The organism is Gracilibacillus saliphilus, from assembly GCF_010994085.1.
Lineage (GTDB): Bacteria > Bacillota > Bacilli > Bacillales > Amphibacillaceae > Gracilibacillus > Gracilibacillus lacisalsi.
Genome location: NZ_WJEB01000022.1, coordinates 17,027 through 41,785, shown reverse-complemented (window position 1 = coordinate 41,785; position 24,759 = coordinate 17,027). Strand labels below are relative to the sequence as shown.

Sequence of the window (24,759 nt, the reverse complement as noted above, 5' to 3'; positions counted from 1 at the left end):
CCTATTTGAATATACATGTATGTTTTTCTTTGGTCAGGAAATAACTAAGTCTAACCAAATCTATAATAAGGGCTGATGATATGTGGAAGCGAGGTATAATAATCGCTGGGGTTTTCTTCTTCTTCTTTAGTGGGGAGATCACAAACGCAAAAGTTGATGACCGAACAATATACTCAGTTGAAGAAAAGGAACACAATTGGCAGGTACAGGATACATATGAAGAACAGGTAGATGGAGGCACACATGAATTTACCTATTGGAAAAATTTTATGCGTTATACACGTACGTGTCAGGTTATCCATCATATCAAAGTTGTCGTCTACTATTGTGATGTTCATGATGAAACAAAAACGGAAAGCACGTTAATTAAGACAGAGCACAGTGAAAGGCATAACTAAAAATCTAAGCAAGAGAGGCAGAGGCAACTGCCTCCTTTTTGCATGTTACATAGGAAATTGGTTAAAAAAATATGTGTTCGTAAGTAAATGCGATAATCATCGTTGAAAATGAAATCATGAAAAAATTATTACTCCTATCTTAATGTGGAGTCACATCGGGGCAGATTGACGGTGATATCTAGCCAACAGCACCAACTATCTCGTCATAAGAGAGTATATCTTGCGAACAGCATCAGATATCTCTTATATAACTAATATTTTTGATAATAAGAGAAATGGGAATTTAAAAACCTCTATGATAACATCGATAATCTTGTTATAATATGGAAAAAGTGCGTTGCTATTGTTGAAACAAAAACTGAAAGAACTAGGTTGGAAGAGATTATTAATGTATATGGTTATAAGTTTTATTTTATTTGCCATTATAGGGTTCACTATTATATTTGGCGGTTTGGTGTCATTGGATAAATTGGACGATCGTTACCAACAGCCTGAAGCATATGAAAACGCTACTTATGGTAAAGGCTAACGCACATAGTAAGAGGAGGTAATTTTATGGAGTATCATATCAACCCGCTGAGATGGGGTAACATTAGTACTTTCGCCATTGTATTAACATGGCTTGCCATATCCGATTACTATGGGCGATCTTGGACTCTCTTTCTCTTGTATTTATTATTTGTAGTGGTATTCGCAGTTTCTATCCACTTCAGATTTACAATACACGAGGACCATTTAGTATACCGCGTATTAGTATTTAAAAAAGCTATTATAAAAAAGGTGATTTATCCTATCCAAATAGATAAAATAGAATTCATACGAGCTGGATGGAATAGGAAAGCTGCCATTCTAAAAACTAATGAAGGAGAGAATATTAGATTAGTTGTATTACAACCAGAAGAAGCGTATGACCATTTAATAGAATTTGCAGAAAAACAGGATATATCCATAACTAAAACAGATGATTATTATACCTTGGAAAGGAAAGGGGAAAGGAGAAAAATGGCAAACAAGTAATTGAATATGGAGGATGCATGTATCCGTTCTTGTGAATTTTACCTCAATATCATTAATCTTTTAACGCAATTACTCCATTTAAATAGCTAGTAAAGGAGATTCTTTTACAAAAGCAAGTTCCCCTAATATCAACCTCTGTCTGTACCAAGCCTAATCTGACTCAGCATCAACTTATTCCGGTCACATTCTCAATCCTAAAACGAATCATGATATAATAAAGTTAACAATCTTGGAAGGAGTACTGAAATGACCCTAAGTTGTCGAATGAGTACTTAGCAACTATTATACCATATATTTGCTTTTACTTCTTTTGTTTTTTTACTAAAAAATGCTGTGATAGCAAGGGTTTCGAGCAATTCGCAGAAATAAAAAAAAGAAGCTAATATAACAATCAGCTACTCTTGATTAACATTCAATTAAATCCTTCCATAATTTCCTATCATCATCTAACCACCCATTACATTCAGTAAGTAAAGCCAATTCATGTTCGTTACCACCACATTTAGAATATATAAGTGGTGTAATCATGTAGAAATCATACTGAAAGGACTTTTTATTTTTAAAGGAAGGTAAATCAATATTATGTGCCTTTTCAATTAACCTCCAACCTTCTAGTCCCCAACACCTTTCTTCCCCTCACTTAATATAGTATAATAGCACCATCTTACATGTTAAAAAATGGGTGGTAAATAATGAAGGATAAATTGCAGACATTAAGTGATCGGTTAAATGATATAAGCAGAAGTAATCGTTCGATACGTTTGCTGAAATTGTATAATAAATGGACGTTTGATTTAAGTGAACTAACCAAAGTAGAGAAAGACCCAATGGAAATATTGAAGGCACTTACGGATAACAAATCAAAGCTCTTTAATAAAGAAAAAGCGGATAATCCAGTAGAATTGTCGCTCTCACGAAAATTAACGACTCTTTATCGTAATATCCGTTCGATTGAAGAGGAAACAGGTCTTTATGATCTTTACCTAGGCTATCCGATGATGGAAGGCGCCATGTCAGATGGTACATATGTCAGAGCTCCATTGTTTTTATATCCTGTTCGATTAGAAAGAAAAAAGCGAAATGGTGTGGAATGGCATGTGGAGCCAATAAGTGATCAAGCTCTACAACTGAATCGTACGTTATTCTTAGCGTTACAAAAATTAAGTAATATTCACGTACCTGAGTCTTTGTTTGAGGAAGCAGAAACCAAAGCAACATCAATTAATATCGAAGAGTGGAGCAGGTGGTTAGCTGATCATGATTTTACAATAACAGCAAATACGTCTGACCAATTAGCTACAGTCGAAGAGTATACGAAAGATACGATACCAACATTTCATAAAGGATCATTCCGTCTTAATGAGCAAGCAGTCATTGGGCATTTTCCACAAGGAAATTCTGCTATTTTAAGTGACTATGAGAAGTTTGTCGAGATGCTCGCACAAGGACAAGAAGATTTAGGAGTGGTCTCCGAATTTCTAGATATCAAAGTCCAAGAAACAGGTGAAGAAGTAGATAATCTACCCTCTAATAAAGATCAATCCTTTCAAGAAAAACTAGCACAAGAGAAAAATAAGTATTATGTACTTGATACGGATGCCTCTCAAGAAAAAATACTGGATGGACTTGATCACGAAAAAGGTATGGTTGTCCATGGCCCACCAGGTACAGGGAAATCACAAGTGATCGTTAATATGATTTCCAATGCGATAGCAAAAGGGCAGCGAGTGATGCTTGTTACCCAAAAGCGGGCGGCATTAGATGTCGTTTATCAACGGTTAGATGCACTTAATCTGTCATTCAATGTAGCATTACTCCATGATGAAAAGAATGATCGTAAAACCTTTTATCAAAAATTAAATGTACAACTAAATCGTGATCATTCATACCAAGATCTCCAGCAAGCATTTGATCAATTATCTCAGAAAATTATTAGTACGGAAGATAAACTAGATAATATTGCAAAAGCGTTATTTGAAGTACAGCCACATGGCTTTAGAGCGTATGATTTGTATGGACTGAGTAAAACAGCGAAAGAACAAGATAAAATGATCCCGCTAGAAGGTATTTTGGAAGAGCTGAACAAACAAAATCTAGCAGACATTTTAAGAAAAGTGAGTACCTATGGCAGTTATTATGCGACGTTTGGAAAAGATAATCCTGTCCAGGACCGGACATCTTTTACTGATATGGAATTAAAGGATCGTATTCAACTTATCGAAATATTGGATGGTGCTATTAATGAGGCAGAACAGAGTATCAACCATTTAGAACATTTTGATGATGAAGATATTACCCCGGCTTATAGTCGCCAAATCGATAAAAAGCTTGAAAAAATCTATGATGACTTACATACAGAGGACAAAAAGACACTGCAGAAACTACGATTATGGTTATGGACAAGTTTCACCGGTAAAACGATTATTGAAGAATTGCTGGACGGTGAAAAGTTCAGTGGCTTATCCTCAAAAGAATGGCCGAAATTAAAAGAAAGTTTAACCATCCTATATGACTTATCCCAAGCAACAGAAGGGTTATTCCAACAATTAGAGAAATTAGATCCGTATTTTTCAGCAGACTCTATTAAAAGTCTAAAGACACGGGTATCGAAAGGCGACATTCCGTTAGAAGTATTAAAAAAGAAACAAACATATATAAAAGAATTCTTTGATGAATTACGTGAAATGGATCGTTTGTATGACCATAGTGCTAAGGAAGTGCAACAGTTAATTGATCGATTAAAAGAACGCAATTTAACAGACAGTGGAAACATGGCAGAAGAATGGGTAGAAGTAGCGAAACAATCAGCATACATTCACTGGATCGATCAAATAGAAAGAAAGTATCCGGAGATTGCCATGATCGGGACAGGTAACTTTCAGCATTTAACAGAGGAATTAAAAGAGTTATTACAGAAAAAACAGAGTCTGACGATTGATTTGCTGCAAAATCAAATGCATCAAATGATTGCAGAAGTAAAAGAAAAAAATCCGAAAGCTGTAAAAGACATGATCTATCAAACAGGGAAAAAGCGCCAGTTATGGCCAGTTCGTCGTCTAGTAAACGAATTTGCCTTAAAAGGATTACTAGATGTCATTCCCGTCTGGTTAGTATCACCAGAGATCGCTTCTGCAATTTTTCCATTAGAAGAAAAAATATTTGATCTTGTCATTTTTGACGAAGCATCCCAGTGTACAGTGGAAAATGGCATGCCATCCATTTACAGAGGTAATAAAGTGGTCGTAGCGGGAGATGAACAACAGCTTCCACCTTCCTCCCTTTTTAAAGGGTCAGTTGATTCAGATGAAGATGAGGAACAAGAAGAATTTGAAGAATCACAGAGCCTGCTGAATTTAGCAAAACGGATCTTGCCAAGCAGTTTATTGGAATGGCATTACCGCTCGAAATCAGAAGAGTTGATTAATTTCTCTAATCACGCTTTCTATCATGGCCATATGCAGATTGCTCCAAACGTCAATCACTTGCAAGACCCAGCAGTAATTCAATGGCACGTATCGAATGGACGATGGATCAATCAGCAAAATACCGTGGAAGCAGAAGACGTAGTAAAGCTGCTGAAGCAGAAATTAATGGAAGATGCATCGAAAACGATTGGCATCATTACCTTTAATGCCAAACAACAAGCGGCCATTGAAGATGCCATCGATCGCTTTAGTGAAGAAGATGCCGAGTTTGCAGTGATCTATGACCAGGTCATGAGTCGTGACTTAGATGAAAGAATCTTTGTAAAGAATATTGAAAATGTCCAAGGTGATGAACGAGATATCATTATTTTCTCGATCGCCTATGCCAAAAATAAAGAAGGAAAAGTCTATAACCGCTTTGGTACACTTGGACAAGATGGTGGCGAAAACCGTTTAAATGTTGCGGTAACACGCGCCAAACAAGAAATTCATTTAGTATCCAGTATTGAACCGCATGAATTGAATGTCACCAACGCCAAAAATATTGGGCCGAAACTATTAAAAGCATATATGGAATACGCACAAGCTGTTTCAAATCTGAAAAAGGATTCTATTGAAGCTACGTTGACGAATATAAGTGGCGAAGTCAATACGCAAACACAAGAAGGCAGCCTGCAATTTGATTCACCTTTTGAAGAAGAAGTGTATGAAAAGTTAACGGAAATTGGCTATACCGTTGATACACAAGTCGGGATGTCAGGTTACCGGATTGATTTAGCCGTAGTCGATCCAAATGATCCGAGTAAGTATGTGTTAGGTATTGAATGTGATGGGGCGATGTATCATAGTTCGCCAGCAGCTAGAGAGCGTGATATTTACAGGCAGCGGTTTTTAGAGTCAAAAGGATGGAAGATTGAGAGGATTTGGAGTCGGAATTGGTGGAAGGATGCGTTTGGGGAGGTGGAGCGGGTTGATCGGGTGGTTAAGGGGTTAGGCTAATATTAATAAAATCAAAAAAAGTGATTTTTCAATATTTGCATAATCAACGTAAAGGAAAAGTAGTACGCATAGATTTTTTCTTTATAGTACAACTAAATGGATGAGGAGGCTATTTATGACTTCAGTAACGAATAGGATGAAGCAAGTGAAGCAGCCAAGAGGTGGTTATATTAAACCAAAGGAATTTAATGTTATCAAAAAAGGGTAGATGGCAAAGAACTATATGGTAATGAAAATATACATAGCATTTTGATGGGCATAACTGTCGATTATCTTGCTAGGTTTACAATGGGTACTTCAAAAGAAATAGCTTTTAAAATTGCTATTTCAGGATCCCGATTGGTGAATGAATACGATTATGCAATGGAATTATTAGAAGGCGTTGTTGGTATTGATAACAAATCTATTAATAATGCTTGTAAGTTAGCTGGATTTGATTCTGCTTTTAGAGCGGGCATAAGAGCGTATAAACCAGTTCAATCTATTAATGCTGATGACGACACCATCTCGAATATTAAAACTATGGTGGAGCGTAGTGTTTCGTTTTGGAAGGATTATGGTCCTGTTGTAAAAGACGGTTTCACGTTTGAAGGGGGATACACTGAAATCGTTTCTACTGGAGATGGTGACTTTTTAACCGAATCAACCTTATGGGATTTTAAAGTTTCAAAAAATGAGCCTACCAACAAACACACACTGCAACTCTTAATGTATTATTTAATGGGCAAACATTCTGTTCATGAAGAGTTCCAAAAAATTGAACAATTAGGAATTTTTAATCCTAGGTTGAACAAAGTTTACTTGTTGGAAATTAATGAGATTTCTGATGAAGTAATGTCTCGAGTTTCTACTGAAGTGGTTGGTTATTAAGGTAGTAAGATCACATGAAGTCTGCTTACGTATTCTGGAAATCACTTAATAAACGAGTTAGCTAACCTTTAGGCTTTATCTAAGCGATCATCAATTTTTTTAGTTATAACTAGTAGACATAGGAGGAGCCTCCTCTTAGAGTCGCTTTCGAAGACAACTTATTTATAGGCAGCGGTTTTTAGAGTCAAAAGGATGGAAGATTGAGAGGATTTGGAGTAGGAAATAATGGAAGAATCCGTTTGGGAGATTGAGCGGATAGATCGGGAGGTTAAGGAATTGAGTTGATGATATAGGGATTTTTTGTCGGTAAATGATATTGTCGACTTATTTCAATTGTTAAAATGCTAGAGAGAAAGTTATAAGTCTATATTTTGAAGAATTTTACTATTGCGTAGTAGACGCTTAATGCGCAATTAAAGGAGATTCGACTTCATTTGTATAATATTATCAACATAAAACCAAAACGTACTGGGGGAATTTTATGTTCAAGAGTTTGAAAAAGATATTCAATAATGAACCAGCCAAACCAAAAACAATGAGTCCAGTGGACAGAAATTTGAAAGGAAAGGAACTTGAAAAAGAGGGAAAAGTTGAGGAAGCAATGTCTTTATACTGGGAGAACGTCAATGAACGTTTTGACGGTAACTTTCCTTATGATAGGCTAACAGTAATATATCGTAAACAAAAAGACTATGACAAGGAAATAGAAGTTTTAGAGAGAGCTGTTCATGTATTTAAAACAAAGGTGAATAAGGAACGAGCTGACAGAACTCCAAAACTAGAAAAGTTTGAGGAAAGATTGGCAAAAGCAAAAGAGTTAAAGGGTTAGGGGGGATTTTTTGTGTTGAACAAACGAACTCTATATACATTTTATGACTTACTCTCTACTCACAGTACACTCACAAGAATAGAGGACTTATTTGAATGTGAGGAAGTATCTCAAGACCCATTTTATGAGTCAACTTTGAATGGTGATAGAAGGTCATTAGCTGACAACTATGTTTCTTCATTAGAATTATCAGACTCTGGTGACTTACGAAAAATGTTGAATGTGATTGAAATGTTCTTTTTAGAAAATGAGGACAACGAGTTTATTCAAGAGGATAGTAGGTGGAAACAACTTTTAAAGTTATTAGAACGTGACGGATTTACTCTCGTTAATGGAAAACTTCAATCAGTAAATACTGGATATATTCTAAAGGAAATTGAACAAATAACAAGTGAATTTAATATAGAACATGTTCAGAAAGACTGGGAAAGGGCATTAGACCAAGCCGAAACAGACCCGGAGGACGCTATAACAGCAACTAGAGCAATGCTTGAGAGTACATCGAAATGGGTACTTGATGACATCAAGGAAGAATACGACAAGAAAGAAAATTTAAGTCAGTTATATCGTAGAGTTGCAAAACAATTAAATCTCTCACCAGACCAGCATGGAGAGGAAATCTTTAAACAAATACTTGGTTCAATCAATGGAGTCGTTATTGGTCTAGGTTCTTTGAGAAATGAATATGGAGACTCGCATGGAAAAGGGAAAGTATATTATAAACCAAGTGAACGCCATGCAAAGTTTGCTATCAATTTAAGTGGAACTGTTTGTATGTATCTTTTAGAAACTTATTTTGCTAACAAGAAAGTTGTTCCCAAAGTAAGTAATTGAAGGTGGAATAGTTATGACAATTAAAGACGAACATTTAGCTTTAAATTCTGGTATAAGGAAAATTATGTTAAAACATAGCTAGAATTTTCATATAATGGGAGTGTGATTGAGATGTTACAAGAAAGAGTCAATCAATTAAAAAGTGCTATATTGGAAATCGATGATAAAAAGGTTCACGTCTGGGGATTTCTTAGAGAAGATATGTTGTTATTACATTTAGATAAAGGTTTAAAATGTTGGAGCTCCCAAGGTTTATATGAGTATCAAGATTTAGAGTTTCACAACTGCAAAAACAATGCTTTATTCATAATAAAAAAAGAGGGAAAAGAAATTAGCAGGCATCAATACAAATCTGTATATAAAGATACTGTCAAAATGAAGAATGAACATGGGAAAACCACTTCGCTTACATTTACGATTAGAAAAAGCAGCTATAGTGCTCATTATCACTTCAATTCGGAGAAGGACTCAATACTTTTTGAAAATAAGGAGAAGCTAGATCAATACCTTTTAGACAAGTACAGTTATAGATGGGAGAGTTAAGTATGAAAAATATGATTCTGATTGATATTGAAACACTTGACTTTAGTGTCGATTCAGGAATTTATGAGGTAGCTTTATTTGTTATAGAAGATGGCAACATCATTGCCAGTGCGCATATTGCAGAAGTGGAAGATGAATCGTTAATCCATTTGGGTATGGGCGAAGGATATGCTAATATCTCTCAGGATACATCCAAAATAAGAGAGTTCAGAAATATCATCGATACTTATAACTATCCAATTGTTGCGCATAATGTTCCTTTTGATCGTAAGTTCTTGGTACACTATGGCTGGTTAGACGAAAATTATGAGTGCTACGATTCGATACGAGCCATAAAATATGAAAATCCACATTTGTTTTCGTATTCGTTAAAATATCTCGTTAATTTTTATAATGTCGATTCCTCCTTAACGCATACAGCATTGGATGATGTTAGAGTACTCTATGAAGTTATTATGAAAGCGAATCCAAACACTTGGATTCCTTTGTACAAGGTTTCGCCTAAAAAATTCAAAAAGTTTGTAGAAGCGTCAGCAAAAGTTGAAGGGGAAAGTGATCTTTTTAAGGATAAACGAATTGTGTTTACCGGTGCAAGTCCATTTCCAAGGGTGTTAATGAAAGAAATTGCATCTAAATGTTGTGCGAAAGTAACGGGAAGTGTGTCACCGAAAACAGATCTTTTAATTTGTGGAGAAAATCCAGGTAGTAAATTAGATAAAGCGAGAGAATTAGGAGTTGAGATCCAAACAGATGAATGGTTTATTGATGCTGTATCGGTAGATATGAATTTAGAAACAGCTACGGTTACATATCACAATCATGCCGTCAAAAGAGAAATAAACCCTCAATTTACCAAAATACCTGCACTTCAAGGGAAAGTAGTAAACATAGCGTTACTGCCTTTTAACATCCAAAGTAAAGTGGAGAGTATCTTAACAGAACAATTGGGTGTCTCCGGAATCAACAAAGGGTCAAATGGCTATAAGGTGGATGTGATTATCTATTCTGATCATGGTAACTATCAATTATTAAAGAAAGTAGAAGAATTACAAATTGAAACCATTCCTCTTTCAAAATTTAATCAAATGTTATTAAACTAAGAAAAGGAGAGGTACAATGGGCTGTTTAGTATTTATCAAAAAATATATATGTTGAGGAATGGTTATCAGCAGATTCAAAAAAATTACAAGGTGCATCGACGTTTCTACTTTATTCACTCTATAATACTATCAATTATGAACAGTGAAACGCTTTACAACTAGTTATATTAATTGCATTAGCGAAAAGAAGGGGCTAAGGGCCAGGCACTCCGTATGGACAATTGTCCATACGGAGTGCCTGGCCCCAATGTATCAATTTTTAAATTGCCTATGATTTTTAATACAATTATGTTTAACTATATTAAATGTGCGTGAGTATCCTCTCTTGATTGTGAGATTCTATTTTCTCTTTTCTAATTTTCTCGCTTTTTCTCCATTCTTCTGCTTCTGCTAGTTTAGTAAATTCTACAACTTTATCATGTTTAGCCTTAACTACTTCACTTATTTCAGAAAGAGAAACACTGAAAAATTCTTTTCTAAGGTTTACTAGATTTAATCTTTTATCTTCAAACTCTCGGTGTAAAGTGGCTTCAAGTGCTGGAGCATCGTTTGAAAATATCATGGCATGAATATCATAAAGGAACGGAACTGAAGCATCACCAAGCTCTTTAACACGCTCATTTGGTTCAAGTCTTCTGGTCATTCCTATTTTGTATACATCTTCGCCAAAGGAACCAATGTTTGAAATGATATAAACGTATCCTGCTTTAGCATTTTGCTCTCTGTAATCAACTTGCTGTTGTTCTTGTTTTAATTCTTCCATACGTTCCGTTACTTCCTGAATTTTTGATTCAATCTCTAATTTTAATTCTTCGTTAGCATTCTCTAATTGTTTATTGTATTGTTCTAAGGCTTGTTTGTGATGTTGTTCATCTTTTTCCAATTTTTTTCGTTGTTTTTCAATCTCTTGCTGAACTTTCTTCTCTTCTCGAATTTGTTCTCTTAGTTGTCGTTGTTCTTCTTTTTCATCTTCTTTCTTTTGGGCATATTCATAGGCTAAATATAGCTCATCCAGCTTTAATGCTACATATGAATCTTTAATTTCAATACGGTTATGTTTATTAGTTTTATTTAACTGTTCAGCCGATTTTTTGATCCGTTTTTCCATTGCATTAATATTATTAAATTTTACATTAGCAATGGCTGCATCACATTCATTATTGAAAGAACGAATAGTAAGCTTAATATTATTATTGTTCATTACCTTCCCTTTTTGTTTGCTTCCTTCTAATGTCCATTCATCAAAATGATTTGTAGCTTGTTTATTTTTCACCATTTCTTTTTGTCTAGATCTTATATCAGAGAGCTTTTCTTTATATTGTTCGGAGTTTTCCAACTCAAATTTCGGGTCATAAAAACCAAATGATTGATATAATAATTCGTCCTCTAAAATAATTAATTCCTGCTGTTTTTGATCTTTATTATTCTCAAGCGTTGAGATTTGTTTCTCCAACATTTCTATTTGTTTTTGTTTTTTTGCCATATCTTTTTCTGCATTATCTTGTGCTTTCCTAATTTCTTTATCAATTTCTTCTTTTTTAAATTGAGCATCTATTATTTGATCAAATCCGTGTTCTTCCCAAGTGTGTTTAATTTTATTGTCTAATTTAATTCTAAGGATAAGTAAAATGATTCCGACAATAAATGGGATAATTAAAAGTGAAAAAACAAAGCATAAAGAAATAAACCATGTTGATAAGTACCACTTAACTTGATTCATAAAAAAACTCCTTTTTATAAATATATTTGTTAGTATTTTAGATGCTAGACGATTCTCCTGTTACTAGGTGATAAAATCATCCTTTTTAGTAGGATTTATCTCTAATATATTGTAATGTAATTCAAGTTAAACTATATTTCCTCGTGCTTCCTATATTAATGATGTCTTGTAATATTTTCAGCATAATTGTTAAATGAGAAAAGAACTATCCTCCTATTTTTTTGATTCTAATCAAGATAACTTTCTTGTATTTCGATGTTCTATTAGATTTTTTCTAAGATTGTACTGAATAAAACTTATCTAAATTTTACCATATTCGTATGAATTAATATATAGAAAAAGTGAGTAGCTTTAATAATAACCCTTTGGGAAAATCTTGGATTTGGTGAATAATAGATTGTATAAAAGAGAATAATTTCCTAAAACAGGTAGAAGCCATACTTTAAAAATGATATATTAGACTTAGGTTATTAGTTATATCTTTATCTGGACTCACAAAAGAAGGCAGATAATAGAAGGAGAAAACTAAGATTAATATATTCGAGGGTTTCAAAATAGGAATTGATTTATTGTGGTCTATACTCGCCGCGGAGCCTTTACTTACATTAGGTATCATTTTATTCATTGCTCTTTTTGTGATTTATGAAATCATTATAAAAATTATAAAGGAGTATAGACTCAAAAGATCAGGTATTAAAGATATTGACGAAATGTCAGGTAACAAATTTGAAGAATACTTGCTTATATTATTAAAAGGTAGAGGATCTAAAGTTAAATTAACACCAAAAACCGGCGATTATGGGGCAGATCTGATTTTGGATACAAAGAATAATAAAATTGTTGTACAAGCTAAACGATATAAGAAAAATGTCGGAGTTCGAGCTGTACAGGAAATAGTTTCGGCTCAAAAGTATTATAAAGCGGATGAATGCTGGGTTATTACTAATAGTCTTTTTACCAAACAGGCAATTAATTTAGCTAGTTCCAGCAACGTAAGATTGATTAACCGTTCAGAACTTATGGATTGGATGATTAAATATAATAAGAGTGCGTAATGATTTTTATATTTTAAATATCAATTAGAAAACTGCACAAAGGAGAATAATCTATCATGAGTACTTCTCAAAAAACAAAATACTTATCAACTACAGCGCTCTCAAAAGAGTTGAAAATGAATGTAAAGCAGGTCTTTCAAATCCTTCTTGATAATGATTTGGTTAAAAGAGTTGATGACAACTGGGTTTTGACTGAAAAAGGGGAGAAGGTAGGAACGAAAAAGAAACATCCTAAAATAGGGGAATACATAGCATGGAATGAAAATATTAAAAATAATAGCATATTTAAAACGACAAATGAAAAGGATGTATTTATAAATGCAACAGCTTTAAGTAATCACTTCGGGGTATCTAAATTTAAAATAAATCCGATTTTGTCAGAGCTTGGATTTGTGGAGAAATCTATTAAGGGATGGAAGATGACAACGCTTGGAAAAAGTATAGGCGGGAAACAATGTGAATATGAAAGAACAGGAATTCCGTATGTAAATTGGCCCAAAAGTATTTTACAGAATAAGAGACTAGTAGAAACGATGAATGAAATTGCTGGAAAAGATACAGAACCAAAAGAAGAGGAAGAAACAAAGAGTTCTGTTGATTTCAGACAAAAGTATGAAGCGAAACATAGAGCTGCTGATGGTCATTATGTACGATCTAGAGCTGAAATGTTAATTGATAATTGGTTATACATGTCAGGAATTGTACATGCTTATGAGCGAAAATTACCAATTGAAGAGGACGTCTATACTGATTTTTATTTACCAGTGGGTAGAGTGTATATAGAGTATTGGGGATTAGAAGATAATCCGAAATATCAGGCAAGAAAACAAGAAAAGTTAAAAATTTATGAAAAGTATGATTTTAATCTGATTCAGTTAAAAGACGCTGACATTCAGAACTTAGATGATATTTTACCGAAGAAGTTATTGAAGTTTGGTATACAGGCTTATTGACATTAAATAATTATGGAAATTCAATTTTGTGTCTGATAATTGATTTATCAGACTTTATACAGTTATTTTAATTATTCTTAGGGAGGTAATTTTATGAACAAAGTTTCAGCAGAGTTAATTGAATGGTTTCAAGACCGTCCAGTGTGGTTACAAGAAGCAGTTAATAAAATAATCACAACCGGATCAATTCAAGAGAGCGATATAAGTTATTTAATAGACTTATGTAAATCTGAAGTAGGGATTGGAGAAGAAATAAATTGTATCAATCCAATACAGGGAGGGTTTAAAGAAGTAGAAGATGATACTACTGTGTTTATAAAGTCAATAGAGAATATAAAGAATATTAATGCACTTTCTCCTAGAAAAGCGTTAGATTTTAATGGGGCAAATCTATCAATAATTTACGGACAAAATGGAACCGGTAAATCGGGGTATACCAGAATTTTGAAACATATTTGTGGTGCTAAAAATCAAGGAGTATTACATAAAAATGCTTTTAATAATTCCGAGGATTCACAGGAATGTACAATTAAATATAGTTTAGAGGATGAGGAACAAGAAGTTAACTGGAAAAGTGAGCATGGTACTCATAATACCTTAAGTCATGTAGCGATTTACGATTCGGATTGTGCTTTTGAATATGTCAACAATGAAAATGAAATTTCCTATGAACCTTGGGTATTATCAATTTTTAGTAGGTTAATTGAAGTATCTACTGCTGTTCAGCAAGCTATAGTTACTGAAGATGAAAATTTGCTTACTACATTACCCTCTCTTCCACAACCTTTTAATAATACTTCAATTGGTGACTGGTATAAAAAATTAAGTTATGAAACAACAATTGAAGAGATTAACGAATATTGCGAGTGGAATGAAGGCTTTGAAGGGGAATTAAATGATTTAAGAGTTAGATTAGCCGAAACTAATCCTCTAGAGAAGGCAAAGAGTTTACGTAACCAAAAGAGTAATTTGTTACAATTAGAAACAAAAATAACAACTTTGTATAAACAACTTTCTTCAGAAAATTGTAATGTTTTAATGGAATTAAAGAAAGAATCACTAATAAAAAGACAAACTGCTATTGAGACTGCAACGAAAGTTTTTAATGACTTTCCAATTGAGGGAGTTGACTCTGAAACTTGGAAGATATTATGGGGAAAGGCGAGGGAGTTTTCGGAAAAACATGCTTATCCAGATAAAGCTTTCCCAAATACGGATGAAGATGCCTTATGCATCCTGTGCCATCAACCCTTGGAAGACGGTGCTAAAAAGAGATTTATGTCTTTTGAAGAATATATAAAAGGTAGCATAGAGAGAGAAGCTACCCTGGCCGAAAAACGAGTTGAAGAAACCTTAGAAAAATTTAGTGAAATACCCACAGAGGAGTATGTGAGTTCACAACTTAATTCCTCAGACATAATTGCTGAGGGCGAGAGAAAATTACTAAATGATTTTGTAAATATGTTATCTGATCGAAGAGAAATACTTTTTTCAGATAGTATAAAACTCGATGAGATTCCCGATCTACCAAATGAAGAAAGTTTAGTATTGTTAAAGAGCAAAATCAGTTCGCTTGAGGAAAGAGCTCGTTCTTTTGAGGAGGATGCTAAAGGAGAAAATAGAGCTGAAATAGAAAAAAGATTACTAGATTTAGATTTAACTAGATGGCTTAATAACCAAAAAGATGCAATTAAAAGAGAAGTAGCTAATTTAAATTACAAGGAAAAATTGAAGTTAGCAAAAAGATCTACAAGCACTCATTCTTTATCAATGAAGAAATCAGCACTTTCAGAATCATTAATTACAGAAGCTTTTATTCAAAGGTTTAATAATGAGATAAAAGCTTTGGGAGCTTCCCATTTAAATATAGAACTAGTTAAAACTAGAACTCGGAGAGGGCAAGTGCTTCATGAAATAAAACTAATAAATCCTTCTTTTAATGTCTCAACTTCTGAAATTCTGAGCGAAGGGGAACAAAGAGTAGTTTCTTTAGCTGCTTTCTTGGCTGATGTAGAAGGAAGAGATTCTAATAATCCTTTTATATTTGATGATCCAATATCTTCTCTAGATTTAATATATGAAGAAGCCACTGTCAGACGTTTAGTGGAACTAAGTAAAGATAGACAAGTTATTGTTTTTTCTCATAGGATTTCACTAATAAATATGTTAGAGGAATTGTCTAAACGTAATAGTATTACATCAAATGTTATTGGATTAAGTAGAAGATCGTGGGGGACTGGGGAACCAGGTGATACATCTTTATTCGCAAAAAGACCTGATAAGGCACTTAATAAACTTATAAATGAGAATATCGCTAAAGCCAAAAAAGATAGAGACACTATCGACGAAGAAACCCATCAACTAATAGTAAAAGGGATTTGTAGTGAGTTTAGAATCATTTTAGAAAGGTTAGTTGAATCAGTATTGTTAAGCGATATTGTGAAAAGATTCAGTAGAGAAATTAATACTCGTAATAAGATTCACAAATTAATAAATATCAAAGAAACAGACTGTGATATGTTTGATGAATACATGACCAAATATTCAAAACATGAACACTCACAATCAATTGAAGCGCCTGTAACGTTACCAACACTTGATGAATTAGAAACTGATATGAACATTGTTAAGAACTGGGTAGATGATTTTAATAAAAGGTAACATCTGAAATATGGTCAGTATTATAACTGCTATATATTTAACAAAATAGTGAAGACATAGGGGTATGGGATCAGGCCCTCTATATGGACAATTGTCTGCGGAGAGCTGACACCTTAAAAGCGGTAAATCCGGATGCTAAACAGTTGAAATACGGACCAGAAATGAAGCGTCAGTGGAGGATTGTTTTGGATCAGGTGATTGTACCATTGGATGATGAATTGAGATAGAAGTGTTTAATGGTTCACTTAATAACTTAGTGTAGGGGCCAGGGGTGAGGGTCACTGCCCTCATTATATTTATGAAGACACATTGGGTATACCAGAGTGCGGAGGACAGACCGTAAATATATTTATGGAATATGTTTATGCCTCAACACTGAAGATTCTTTTAATCTAGTAGAAATATATCTTAACACTTAATAATCCGCAACTAGAGGCATAACATCAGTAGAAGGTGTTATGCCTTTATTGTAATAGGTTATAATGCAAATGGTCTCTACTCTTGAATGAAACAATGGATATATCGCTTATTACGAATACTGTGTTTACGAGAATATGACAATACAGAAATATTCAGCATATATGTTGAACGTCATAGAAGGAGGGTGGATTGTGAATAAAAATTATAAAAGCATATTATTATGGTTAGCTTATATTTCTTTGGGCTTGATTTGTGGCACAATAATATTTATACCTATCTTCGAAGACACATTTATGGGACTTTTTATGGGATTCGTGATAGGAGTGGGATTATGGCTTTCTATAGCAGACAAAAAGAGTAACTAACAATTTTTTCTAATAAAAATAAATGTGTTAAATAGGGCTAGACCTATTAATCTATCTTAATTCAGCCATTTACATATTGAAGCATATTTAATAGAAATTATTCAGTGTCGTCAGTTAATCTAATCTCTATGCTTTTTTCGTCTGTTGTAGGGGGTGAATTAAGAGATTTAAGTTTTTCCCCTTACATTCTGTTGGTTTTCTTTTTTGAAATATTTATCCTTTGTTTCAACATTGGTTTTAAATACATTAATCTGGTAGTTTGTATTTGTATTTAAACTTACGAATTTCTCTTTACTTTTATTAATAATCAACATTTCTGTTTGTGGTAGTACTGCTTTATTGCCAATTTGTTTTCCTCTCGTTGTTAATTCCACTAGGTAGTTTTAATTTTTTTGATCATCCATGATTTCAATATTAAAGTCTTTCACTTTAACGGACTTCCTTTTCTCTTCTTTATATTTTATATAGTTTGAACTGGAACAGCTAACTAAAAATGAGTATTGCGGACAATAAAGCCAGTGACTGCGGGTGAGTGAGCCACTTGTGTAGATTATAAATGAGGTTTGTTCATAAGCACCTCCCAAACCTACATGTTACAATAAGTAACAAATAAGAACCCAATTTGCCAAAAGATTGATCAAAATGGGTTCTTCTCGAGCAGATATAAGATTGTTTTTTCAAAAAAAGATTGATTGTTTCGGAAAACAAATATACTATAGCATCCAATATAGTAAGCAAAGAAATAAAAAAAATTAATACTTCTGTTATTTTAGTTAACGTCCATTTTTGTCCCAGTCTTCATACGAATCAAAATTATGATTAGGATCTACAAAGTCTCTTCCAGCACCCCTTAAGCTGCTAGCACATCCTTTGCAGAGAGACTCACCATCTACCAGTAATTCTGAATCGAGTTGATTTTTGGAGAATTCTCCTCCACACTCATTACAAATATACTTTTTCATAAGTTTCCTCCTTTTCCATTTTAAATAGCGCATCAAAATATTGATTATCCAGCAATAGTAATGTAGCTTTTAATAAGTTACAATTATAATACAATACGTAGCTTATTCAGACAACTATGAATTTAACTACTATAAATTTTGTTCAATTATTTATTTGAATTCAGTTTACACTGAACTGCTTAAATATGTAAGTCATTTACAACGAAAAACCCCTCTAGATAAAAAAACCAAGGGGGTAATGATTCGTAATTCTTATTATAAAAGAGGTTGTTCTTATTTATATTGCTGGCTCTCCCATCCGCAAACATTGGCTCAAAACTCCGCACAAGTGCCTCTCTTCATCCGCTTTATTCACTAAAAAGAATATAAAGAAAGAGCAAAACAACAATCTTTTTGCTAATAGTAACACTTCCTTTCACAGAAATTTTTAATATTTATTTGTAATTATTATATAAGACTTACTGAATAATGACATTTTTTGTTGCATTCCTGTTGCTCCTTCAAGATGAGTGTCATTCATTTTAGTAAACAATAGGTACCTAAATGTCCCCTAATAAGAAAAACGCCTGTATAAATACAGGCGTTTCCTACGTATATTTGCGGCGAGAAATTATGCGACCACATTCACATGTATTACCATTCCTCGTCTTACACAAATTAGCTCATCGCACAATCATTATAACATTTATAGGCGGGTGAAGCCACTAGTAAGAACTGGATACAAAATTAATAAGTACCTGCCTTTAAGCTTTGTGTATATGTGGTTTGATACTGCCGGCTAGTATTTTTAATTACTATATAATAGCGATTTAACGAGTGAAAACTTGTTGAAACGCTTTTTAGTGGTTTCTATTTTAAATAACATTTTATATCAAGCTTAGTTAAACTTAACTAGACTTGACTTAATTAGGCGTTCATGAATTTATTTTATTAGCTAGAAAAGGCGAATTCGGTCCGGCAACAAACCTATACATAACAAAACCCGGAGTATAAAAATACTCCGGGTTTGTATATTAACAGCTTATTCCCCTACTTCAAGCGGAAGGCTTTCATCGGATGACCATTCCACCATGGAACCGTCATAGATAGCAACATCTGCACGACCAAGTGTGAATAGTGCTAACGCATTCCATGTTGCAGCAATTCCACCACCGCAATAAGTAATTACTTTTTTGGAGGTATCTAAAGCTCCGACTGGTTCAAAAAGTTCGTGTAATTTATCTTTGTCTGGCACTCCTTTTGTTTCCGGATCGGTAACATCCCCAAAGAACACATTTTTACTGTTTGGAATATGCCCATTACGTGGATAAGCATCTGTCTCACCTTTGAATTCAGCAGGAGATAGGCAATTAATGATGACAGTGGAGGTGTCATGCATAGCGTTCTTTATATCCTCTTTTGATGCAAGTAGTTCAGGTCTTCGTTGCCCTGTAAAAGTTGCTTTTGGATAAGATCCTGGTTTATCCGTCAATGGGCGACCTTCTTCTTTCCATTTTGGTAAGCCACCAGCTAATACATATACCTCATCGAAACCTTCGAGGCGAAGTTGCCACCATAAACGAGAAGCCCAATCTGAAGCTGAGAATGGTGCTCCTACAACAGCTCCACGATCATATACAACAACATAGGTACCTTCCCCAACACCTAAATCAGAAATTGTTTGTGCAAATTCTTCATGTGACGGTGCTGTTAATGGAAGAGGTGCCTTCATATCGCTTAGTTCATGTATAAGATCTACAAAAACTGCACCTGGAATATGTTCTTTATCATATTCTTCTTTTCCTGATGATATAACCACTCCATTCTCATCTTGTTTCATAATAACAGTTGCATCAAGCAATCGAAGTTTCGGGTCATTCAAGTGAGCTTCAAGCCAATCCGTATCAATCATTACATGTTTGCTATTCATAGTTTCCTCCAATTTGTATTTACTGAATTTTGTTTTCGTGTAAGATTTTATACTTTTACTTTAACATATTTTTTCACTAGTAATGCAATGAAAGAGCTTTAACAGCGTATTGTAGCAATGATAATGTATAATTCAAACTATATTCGGATCAATACACTTTAAAATAAAGTGATATAGTTTTGTGAAGACCGAGGGAGCTACGAAGGAATCAGTTGTAACAAAGGGATGTATGAAAGTTATACCTGAGATAACTACCGATGAAATCATTTTCTCACCTTCAACACTTTTATTTTTGCCTGGAGCAGATACACTTGGATGACCCAAGGCACAAACCGATTATAAAGTAGACAAATGAATTGTTAGAATGTGGTGTAACTGTTGCTGGAATTTGCGGTGCTACAATTGCACTTGTCGAATCTGACGTGTTTGAAGAGTATATACACACTAGCTATGGATACAGTTAGTGAGGAACTACAGAAAAAATGTTTAAAAAAAATGATGTATAATTCTTTCATGATGCGGAAGAGATGTCTAGAATTAGTAATTATTCCTATTATAGGGGTGCCTATGAGTATGTATGAAAGTTTCATGGTACTATTTGGTTTCGGTACCTTCCTGATTGCATTACTCGCTTTGATCGTGTCATTGATCAACAGAAAATAGACCTCCCTATTAACCCTGAAACGTAGTAGGTGAGGTCTATCACACTTGATAGCCGATCCCTCTGGGGGGACCGCTTATCCATAACCCGTAGTGTCCGCTCCGGGTTATATTATATTCATTTCTTACTGTAATTATAACATAAGGGGTAGAATTGTCACAATCTTCAAAGTTAATAATTAGAAATAGGAGTAGAACTTGAATGATTCGAACTATTTCACGAATTAGCTTTAACTTACAAAAAAGGACTTTCATGATAAGATAAATGAGGTCGACAGTTATTATTCTGATAGCTAAATTTACATATACATAAGAATAGGGAAATAGCAGGAGGATATATGAAACGTTTAATTTGGATTGGGTCTTTTACATACTTACTTATTGGATTTACACACATTATACTTGGATCAATTTTGACGGAGATTTTGAATTATTATGATCGAAGCTACACAGAAGGTGGCATTCTCATTGCGAGTCAATCTGTAGGTTTTTTGGCAGGGGTAATTTCAGCGTCTTATTTATCTAGATTAATAGGTAGAAGAAGGACTCTTATATTCTCATTTATATCCATAACACTTGCTCAAATCATGTTTATGTCACTTGTGCCATGGGAATTTTGGTTTTTTATTGCAATTTTTGCTGGATTTGGCTTTGGTATCATTGAACCATTGGTAGGTGCCTTAATTATTGATGCGATCAATGATAAACCAGCGATTGCTTTTAGTAGATTAGAAGTGTTTTTTGGTCTAGGTTCTTTAATCATGCCGATTATTTCCGGCTGGCTCGCATCCACGGATTTATGGCGCTATTCGTTTCTAGTGTTAGGCGTATACGCAGTAGTGATATGCGTCTTCTGGATGAAAACTTCATTTGGTTCTTTAGAAGCGTATATGGGAAAAGTTAGCCAAGCTAAAACAAAAGATCAAGTGCGGTTTTCAACAAAACATCGTATCATTTTAGCTATGTTTATGATCTTTTTCATCGTTTATGTTGGATTAGAAATCAGTGTGATGAATTTCTTGCCTGCTATTCTAGTGAACCAGGTGGAAGCAGCTACCTTTCTAGCAACATTGTCTGTAACAATTTTTTGGGGAGCGATGGTCGCTGGTCGTTTAGCTGCGGGACATTTAGCTGAATGGATGCAATATGCTCGCTATCTGATCATCTGTTGTACAGGAACGGTTGTTTTTATTGCTATATTAGGAATGGCAACTAGTCTGTGGCTCAGCTATGTGTTAATAGTACTGATTGGCTTAATGATGGCTGGTGTATTTGGAATTGCAATTGTCTATGCGACAACCTTGTTACCTGGAAGTACGGATAAAATCACGAGTATTTTAATTGCCTCAGGTGGAGCTGGTGGCATATTCTTTCCTTTGATCACGGGGAGTTTGATGGATCATGCAACGACAACAATGGTTGCGTTTGTGCTGGCAGGGTTATCAATTTTGATGATTGTTATTATCCTTTTTGCGAGGAATTATCAAAAACAACTAGTTTGATATTAACCCTTTACCATTCTTGCTTTTAAAGGTATCCATTATTGACCTCCTCTTATTAATAGAATAACAGGGGTACCCATCTTATGCTCTTTTTTTTAGTAAGGGTTTAATTTATTGGATAATGGGAATTTAACCAGTAACTTATCTTATAAAAAAGGATAACATAGAAGGGAGTTTTTGAATTGGGTATGACAATGGAACAACAAAAAAAGGTGAAAAAAGGAGCAATGGTGGCCGGAGCCATCGCTGGAGCTTCGTCATTGATTCTTCTGAATAGCAATGCACGTGAGAAAGTAAAAGATACATCAAGAAACATGAAAGATTCTGTCAACAACTATACTACAGCAATAAAAGAAGATCCACGTGGAGCGAAAGATGCCATTATCGCTCGTCTTCAAAATGCGACAGAGATATCCAAAGAGACCCTCAATAAAATCCAGAACATTCTGGATACACAAGCGAAAGATATTAAAGAAACAACTCAGAATGTAGTAGAGGAATCAAAAGAAATAAAGTCATCCGTGAAAGAAACGCAAAATGAATTAGGGGAAATAAAAGATAAAGCAACGGATGCGAAGGATGAGTTAGTATCTGCGAAAGATGATGTGAAATCCAACGGTTCCGGACAGGAGCAACAGCCACACCAGCTGTAAATGAGATTTCTAAGAAAATAGAATATGTAAAGGCACGAATGTTGTTTTCGTGCCTTTTTCTATGTGATGATAATAAAGAAGCATTCACTGTATTTAATTGGATATGAGGAAGTGTAATATTAACTGTGTGAAATGCATCACCGAGACATAAATCATCTTCATTGATGCTTTTAACAGCTAAGTTTTCGCCAAATGCACCGACGGAAAAATCTGGCCTTTGTAATCCAATAATCATAATGAGAAACGGTATAGACAAAAATTGCTTTTTCCGGTCCGCCATGTCGCTTAAAATCTGCTTGTCCATCCCCTTCAAGATGTGTTTTCCCCACCCAAATATCTCCTTCAACAGAATTCTTTACAATTCCCGTTGTCCACTCACGACCCATTGGATGTTTTGTATCTTTATTTCCGAATGTTTGTGGCTTTCCTACCATTATTTTATCTATCACAGGTTTACTCACTGATATCAAACTCCTTTGTTAAAATTAGTTTTGAATTTAAATTTCAGCTTCTCGTAATTTTGAGATGGAAATGTATAAACTCGAATATTTAAACCCTTTTCCTCTTATAATTTCATCTTTTTATAAAATAATTAGTATATAATGGTAGTTAATACCATTGATTATAATGTGAATAATTGGGAGAAAATTCGATGGAACTAAAACAACTGGAATATTTTATCGTGTTATGTTAAGAGCTGCATTTTACACGTGCCGCTGAGAAACTAGGCATTGCCCAACCTTCTCTTAGTCAACAAATGGCTTTGTTAGAGCATGAAGTAGGAATGCCTTTGTTTGATCGTACATATCCTCGAGATCAGTCATGGAAAAGTCACTCATATCCATCATTTCATAGACCCCAATTTATTTGATCGATTTGGATTACCGGCAGATTTGGATGTGAAAAAGAATTTTACGAAAAACCGATGATTTTACAGTAGCAGGAACGTCTATACTTATGAATGATCAATTTCCATTCAATCCAAACTCGAGGAGGAACAATTTATGATGGTAAAACTAACTCCCTATATTACTTTGGAGGGACGTGTAAAGGAAGCCATTCAGTTTTATGAAGAAACCCTTGGTGCAGAAATTATCTCCCTTTTTACTTACGGAGAAATGCCAGACATACCTAATACGTTCACGGACGAGCTGAAAAGTCTTGTGGCACATGCCAAATTAAAAGTTGGTGGAACGGAACTGATGTTATCTGATGCCCCAGGTGATTCGATTATTGAAAACGGGAAAAAGGTAACTATTTGCATTACAACAAATGAGGTAGAAAAATCAAAACAAATCTATGAAGCCCTGAGGCAAGACGGTCAAGTTAATATGCCGTTTAAAGAAGAACCCTTCAGTCCTGGATTTGGCGATGTAACCGACAAGTTTGGCGTGACTTTTCAAATTTATACAGAGATTGAAGTGTAAAAGACGATTAAAGAGTTGGGTGATTGCTCAACTCTTTTTTTATCATAAAATTAGGGAGAGATATTGATGAAAAAGAAAAAAAGAATAAGTTGTCGAGAAGAGATGTTGCAAGTAACAAGACAACTTATGAAGGAAAAAGGGAAGAATGAATTTTCTGTTCAAGAGGTATTGGATGAGATGAAGAAGGCAGGTACAACTTATAAGGATTCCACTGTCCGTACACATCTAACAAGTAAATGCTGTGTCGGTACCAAACCCCATCATCAAACAGTCTATGATGATTACCAACGGATCGAACGTGGATTATATAGTTTAACAAAATCCTTATAGGAGGAAGAGTGATTCTGACTAATCGCCAAAACTTTTCATTATATTCGGCAACTTAAATGTGCTAATTCATACACGATGATATAATCAATTACTCATATGGGAGCCATTAGATAATACCATTGTAATA

At 34.3% G+C, this 24,759-nt stretch carries 23 protein-coding genes and 1 pseudogene; 20 read left to right on the top strand and 4 right to left on the bottom strand.

Annotated features, from left to right (window positions below; genetic code table 11):
• The first annotated feature begins 80 nt into the window (after positions 1-80).
• The 9 genes from GHT08_RS14450 to GHT08_RS14410 all read left to right on the top strand — a co-directional run bounded on the left by GHT08_RS14450 (position 81) and on the right by GHT08_RS14410 (position 10,015).
• Entirely contained in the window at positions 81-398 is a 318-nt protein-coding gene (locus tag GHT08_RS14450; protein ID WP_163582103.1) for a hypothetical protein, read from the top strand.
• A gap of 343 nt (positions 399-741) precedes the next feature.
• Entirely contained in the window at positions 742-927 is a 186-nt protein-coding gene (locus tag GHT08_RS14445) for a hypothetical protein (protein WP_163582101.1), read from the top strand.
• 26 nt (positions 928-953) lie between these two features.
• Positions 954-1,415 (top strand): hypothetical protein, encoded by a 462-nt coding sequence (locus tag GHT08_RS14440; protein WP_163582099.1) that lies wholly within the window; start codon positions 954-956, stop codon positions 1,413-1,415.
• Positions 1,416-2,107: 692 nt separating this feature from the next.
• Positions 2,108-5,839 (top strand): AAA domain-containing protein, encoded by a 3,732-nt coding sequence (locus tag GHT08_RS14435; RefSeq protein WP_163582098.1) that lies wholly within the window; start codon positions 2,108-2,110, stop codon positions 5,837-5,839.
• A gap of 342 nt (positions 5,840-6,181) precedes the next feature.
• Positions 6,182-6,709 (top strand): hypothetical protein, encoded by a 528-nt coding sequence (locus tag GHT08_RS14430; protein ID WP_238343587.1) that lies wholly within the window; start codon positions 6,182-6,184, stop codon positions 6,707-6,709.
• Between the two features lie 481 nt (positions 6,710-7,190).
• On the top strand, positions 7,191-7,538 hold the full coding sequence (locus tag GHT08_RS14425) for a tetratricopeptide repeat protein (protein WP_202882531.1): 348 nt from the start codon (positions 7,191-7,193) through the stop codon (positions 7,536-7,538).
• Between the two features lie 12 nt (positions 7,539-7,550).
• Entirely contained in the window at positions 7,551-8,372 is an 822-nt protein-coding gene (locus GHT08_RS14420; protein ID WP_163582096.1) for an abortive infection family protein, read from the top strand.
• A 111-nt stretch (positions 8,373-8,483) separates the two neighbouring features.
• Entirely contained in the window at positions 8,484-8,915 is a 432-nt protein-coding gene (locus tag GHT08_RS14415) for a hypothetical protein (RefSeq protein WP_163582095.1), read from the top strand.
• A 2-nt stretch (positions 8,916-8,917) separates the two neighbouring features.
• Complete coding sequence (locus GHT08_RS14410) at positions 8,918-10,015, top strand: BRCT domain-containing protein (protein WP_238343586.1); 1,098 nt, start codon at positions 8,918-8,920, stop codon at positions 10,013-10,015.
• Between the two features lie 301 nt (positions 10,016-10,316).
• Here GHT08_RS14410 and GHT08_RS14405 read toward each other — a convergent pair whose 3' ends face one another.
• Positions 10,317-11,735, bottom strand: a complete 1,419-nt coding sequence (locus tag GHT08_RS14405; protein WP_163582092.1) for an SNIPE associated domain-containing protein — start codon at positions 11,733-11,735, stop codon at positions 10,317-10,319.
• A 569-nt stretch (positions 11,736-12,304) separates the two neighbouring features.
• Here GHT08_RS14405 and GHT08_RS14400 point away from each other — a divergent pair.
• From GHT08_RS14400 to GHT08_RS14380, 5 genes are all read left to right on the top strand, one after another.
• Positions 12,305-12,790 (top strand): restriction endonuclease, encoded by a 486-nt coding sequence (locus tag GHT08_RS14400; protein WP_238343585.1) that lies wholly within the window; start codon positions 12,305-12,307, stop codon positions 12,788-12,790.
• A gap of 56 nt (positions 12,791-12,846) precedes the next feature.
• Positions 12,847-13,743 (top strand): glycerol kinase, encoded by an 897-nt coding sequence (locus GHT08_RS14395; RefSeq protein ID WP_163582090.1) that lies wholly within the window; start codon positions 12,847-12,849, stop codon positions 13,741-13,743.
• 93 nt (positions 13,744-13,836) lie between these two features.
• Positions 13,837-16,404 carry an AAA family ATPase gene (locus GHT08_RS14390; protein WP_163582089.1) on the top strand — a complete coding sequence of 856 codons (2,568 nt, stop codon included), beginning with the start codon at positions 13,837-13,839 and terminating at the stop codon, positions 16,402-16,404.
• 83 nt (positions 16,405-16,487) lie between these two features.
• A complete protein-coding gene (locus GHT08_RS14385; RefSeq protein WP_163582056.1) occupies positions 16,488-16,631 on the top strand; it encodes a hypothetical protein in 144 nt (47 codons plus the stop codon).
• Between the two features lie 384 nt (positions 16,632-17,015).
• Positions 17,016-17,189 carry a hypothetical protein gene (locus GHT08_RS14380; RefSeq protein WP_163582087.1) on the top strand — a complete coding sequence of 58 codons (174 nt, stop codon included), beginning with the start codon at positions 17,016-17,018 and terminating at the stop codon, positions 17,187-17,189.
• Between the two features lie 773 nt (positions 17,190-17,962).
• On the opposite strand, the gene GHT08_RS14375 is transcribed toward GHT08_RS14380, so the two are convergent.
• Positions 17,963-18,151 carry a hypothetical protein gene (locus GHT08_RS14375; RefSeq protein ID WP_163582086.1) on the bottom strand — a complete coding sequence of 63 codons (189 nt, stop codon included), beginning with the start codon at positions 18,149-18,151 and terminating at the stop codon, positions 17,963-17,965.
• Positions 18,152-19,172: 1,021 nt separating this feature from the next.
• On the bottom strand, positions 19,173-20,060 hold the full coding sequence (locus tag GHT08_RS14370) for a sulfurtransferase (RefSeq protein ID WP_163582085.1): 888 nt from the start codon (positions 20,058-20,060) through the stop codon (positions 19,173-19,175).
• A 450-nt stretch (positions 20,061-20,510) separates the two neighbouring features.
• Here GHT08_RS14370 and GHT08_RS22485 point away from each other — a divergent pair, with 450 nt between their 5' ends.
• From GHT08_RS22485 to GHT08_RS14355, 3 genes are all read left to right on the top strand, one after another.
• Positions 20,511-20,723, top strand: coding sequence for a putative holin-like toxin (locus GHT08_RS22485; RefSeq protein WP_337747611.1), 213 nt, complete (start codon positions 20,511-20,513; stop codon positions 20,721-20,723).
• Positions 20,724-21,058: 335 nt separating this feature from the next.
• Positions 21,059-22,222 carry an MFS transporter gene (locus tag GHT08_RS14360; protein WP_163582084.1) on the top strand — a complete coding sequence of 388 codons (1,164 nt, stop codon included), beginning with the start codon at positions 21,059-21,061 and terminating at the stop codon, positions 22,220-22,222.
• Positions 22,223-22,404: 182 nt separating this feature from the next.
• Entirely contained in the window at positions 22,405-22,875 is a 471-nt protein-coding gene (locus GHT08_RS14355) for a hypothetical protein (RefSeq protein WP_163582083.1), read from the top strand.
• A gap of 170 nt (positions 22,876-23,045) precedes the next feature.
• Here GHT08_RS14355 and GHT08_RS14350 read toward each other — a convergent pair whose 3' ends face one another.
• Entirely contained in the window at positions 23,046-23,336 is a 291-nt protein-coding gene (locus GHT08_RS14350; RefSeq protein WP_163582082.1) for an MOSC domain-containing protein, read from the bottom strand.
• 236 nt (positions 23,337-23,572) lie between these two features.
• Here GHT08_RS14350 and GHT08_RS14345 point away from each other — a divergent pair.
• The 3 genes and pseudogenes from GHT08_RS14345 to GHT08_RS14335 all read left to right on the top strand — a co-directional run.
• Positions 23,573-23,728 (top strand): annotated as a pseudogene (locus tag GHT08_RS14345) (helix-turn-helix domain-containing protein); the annotation flags it as partial.
• A gap of 151 nt (positions 23,729-23,879) precedes the next feature.
• A complete protein-coding gene (locus GHT08_RS14340) occupies positions 23,880-24,302 on the top strand; it encodes a VOC family protein (protein WP_163582080.1) in 423 nt (140 codons plus the stop codon).
• Between the two features lie 66 nt (positions 24,303-24,368).
• Positions 24,369-24,632, top strand: coding sequence for a DUF7669 domain-containing protein (locus GHT08_RS14335; RefSeq protein WP_163582079.1), 264 nt, complete (start codon positions 24,369-24,371; stop codon positions 24,630-24,632).
• Positions 24,633-24,759 lie beyond the last annotated feature (127 nt).

Coding starts and splice junctions, on each gene's coding strand:
- GHT08_RS14450 (WP_163582103.1), top strand. CDS start 81: ATGTGGAAGCGAGGTATAATAATCGCTGGGGTTTTCTTCTTCTTCTTT.
- GHT08_RS14440 (WP_163582099.1), top strand. CDS start 954: ATGGAGTATCATATCAACCCGCTGAGATGGGGTAACATTAGTACTTTC.
- GHT08_RS14435 (WP_163582098.1), top strand. CDS start 2,108: ATGAAGGATAAATTGCAGACATTAAGTGATCGGTTAAATGATATAAGC.
- GHT08_RS14425 (WP_202882531.1), top strand. CDS start 7,191: ATGTTCAAGAGTTTGAAAAAGATATTCAATAATGAACCAGCCAAACCA.
- GHT08_RS14415 (WP_163582095.1), top strand. CDS start 8,484: ATGTTACAAGAAAGAGTCAATCAATTAAAAAGTGCTATATTGGAAATC.
- GHT08_RS14410 (WP_238343586.1), top strand. CDS start 8,918: ATGAAAAATATGATTCTGATTGATATTGAAACACTTGACTTTAGTGTC.
- GHT08_RS14405 (WP_163582092.1), bottom strand. CDS start 11,735: ATGAATCAAGTTAAGTGGTACTTATCAACATGGTTTATTTCTTTATGC.
- GHT08_RS14395 (WP_163582090.1), top strand. CDS start 12,847: ATGAGTACTTCTCAAAAAACAAAATACTTATCAACTACAGCGCTCTCA.
- GHT08_RS14390 (WP_163582089.1), top strand. CDS start 13,837: ATGAACAAAGTTTCAGCAGAGTTAATTGAATGGTTTCAAGACCGTCCA.
- GHT08_RS14385 (WP_163582056.1), top strand. CDS start 16,488: ATGGACAATTGTCTGCGGAGAGCTGACACCTTAAAAGCGGTAAATCCG.
- GHT08_RS14375 (WP_163582086.1), bottom strand. CDS start 18,151: ATGAAAAAGTATATTTGTAATGAGTGTGGAGGAGAATTCTCCAAAAAT.
- GHT08_RS14370 (WP_163582085.1), bottom strand. CDS start 20,060: ATGAATAGCAAACATGTAATGATTGATACGGATTGGCTTGAAGCTCAC.
- GHT08_RS22485 (WP_337747611.1), top strand. CDS start 20,511: ATGGATACAGTTAGTGAGGAACTACAGAAAAAATGTTTAAAAAAAATG.
- GHT08_RS14360 (WP_163582084.1), top strand. CDS start 21,059: ATGAAACGTTTAATTTGGATTGGGTCTTTTACATACTTACTTATTGGA.
- GHT08_RS14340 (WP_163582080.1), top strand. CDS start 23,880: ATGATGGTAAAACTAACTCCCTATATTACTTTGGAGGGACGTGTAAAG.
- GHT08_RS14335 (WP_163582079.1), top strand. CDS start 24,369: ATGAAAAAGAAAAAAAGAATAAGTTGTCGAGAAGAGATGTTGCAAGTA.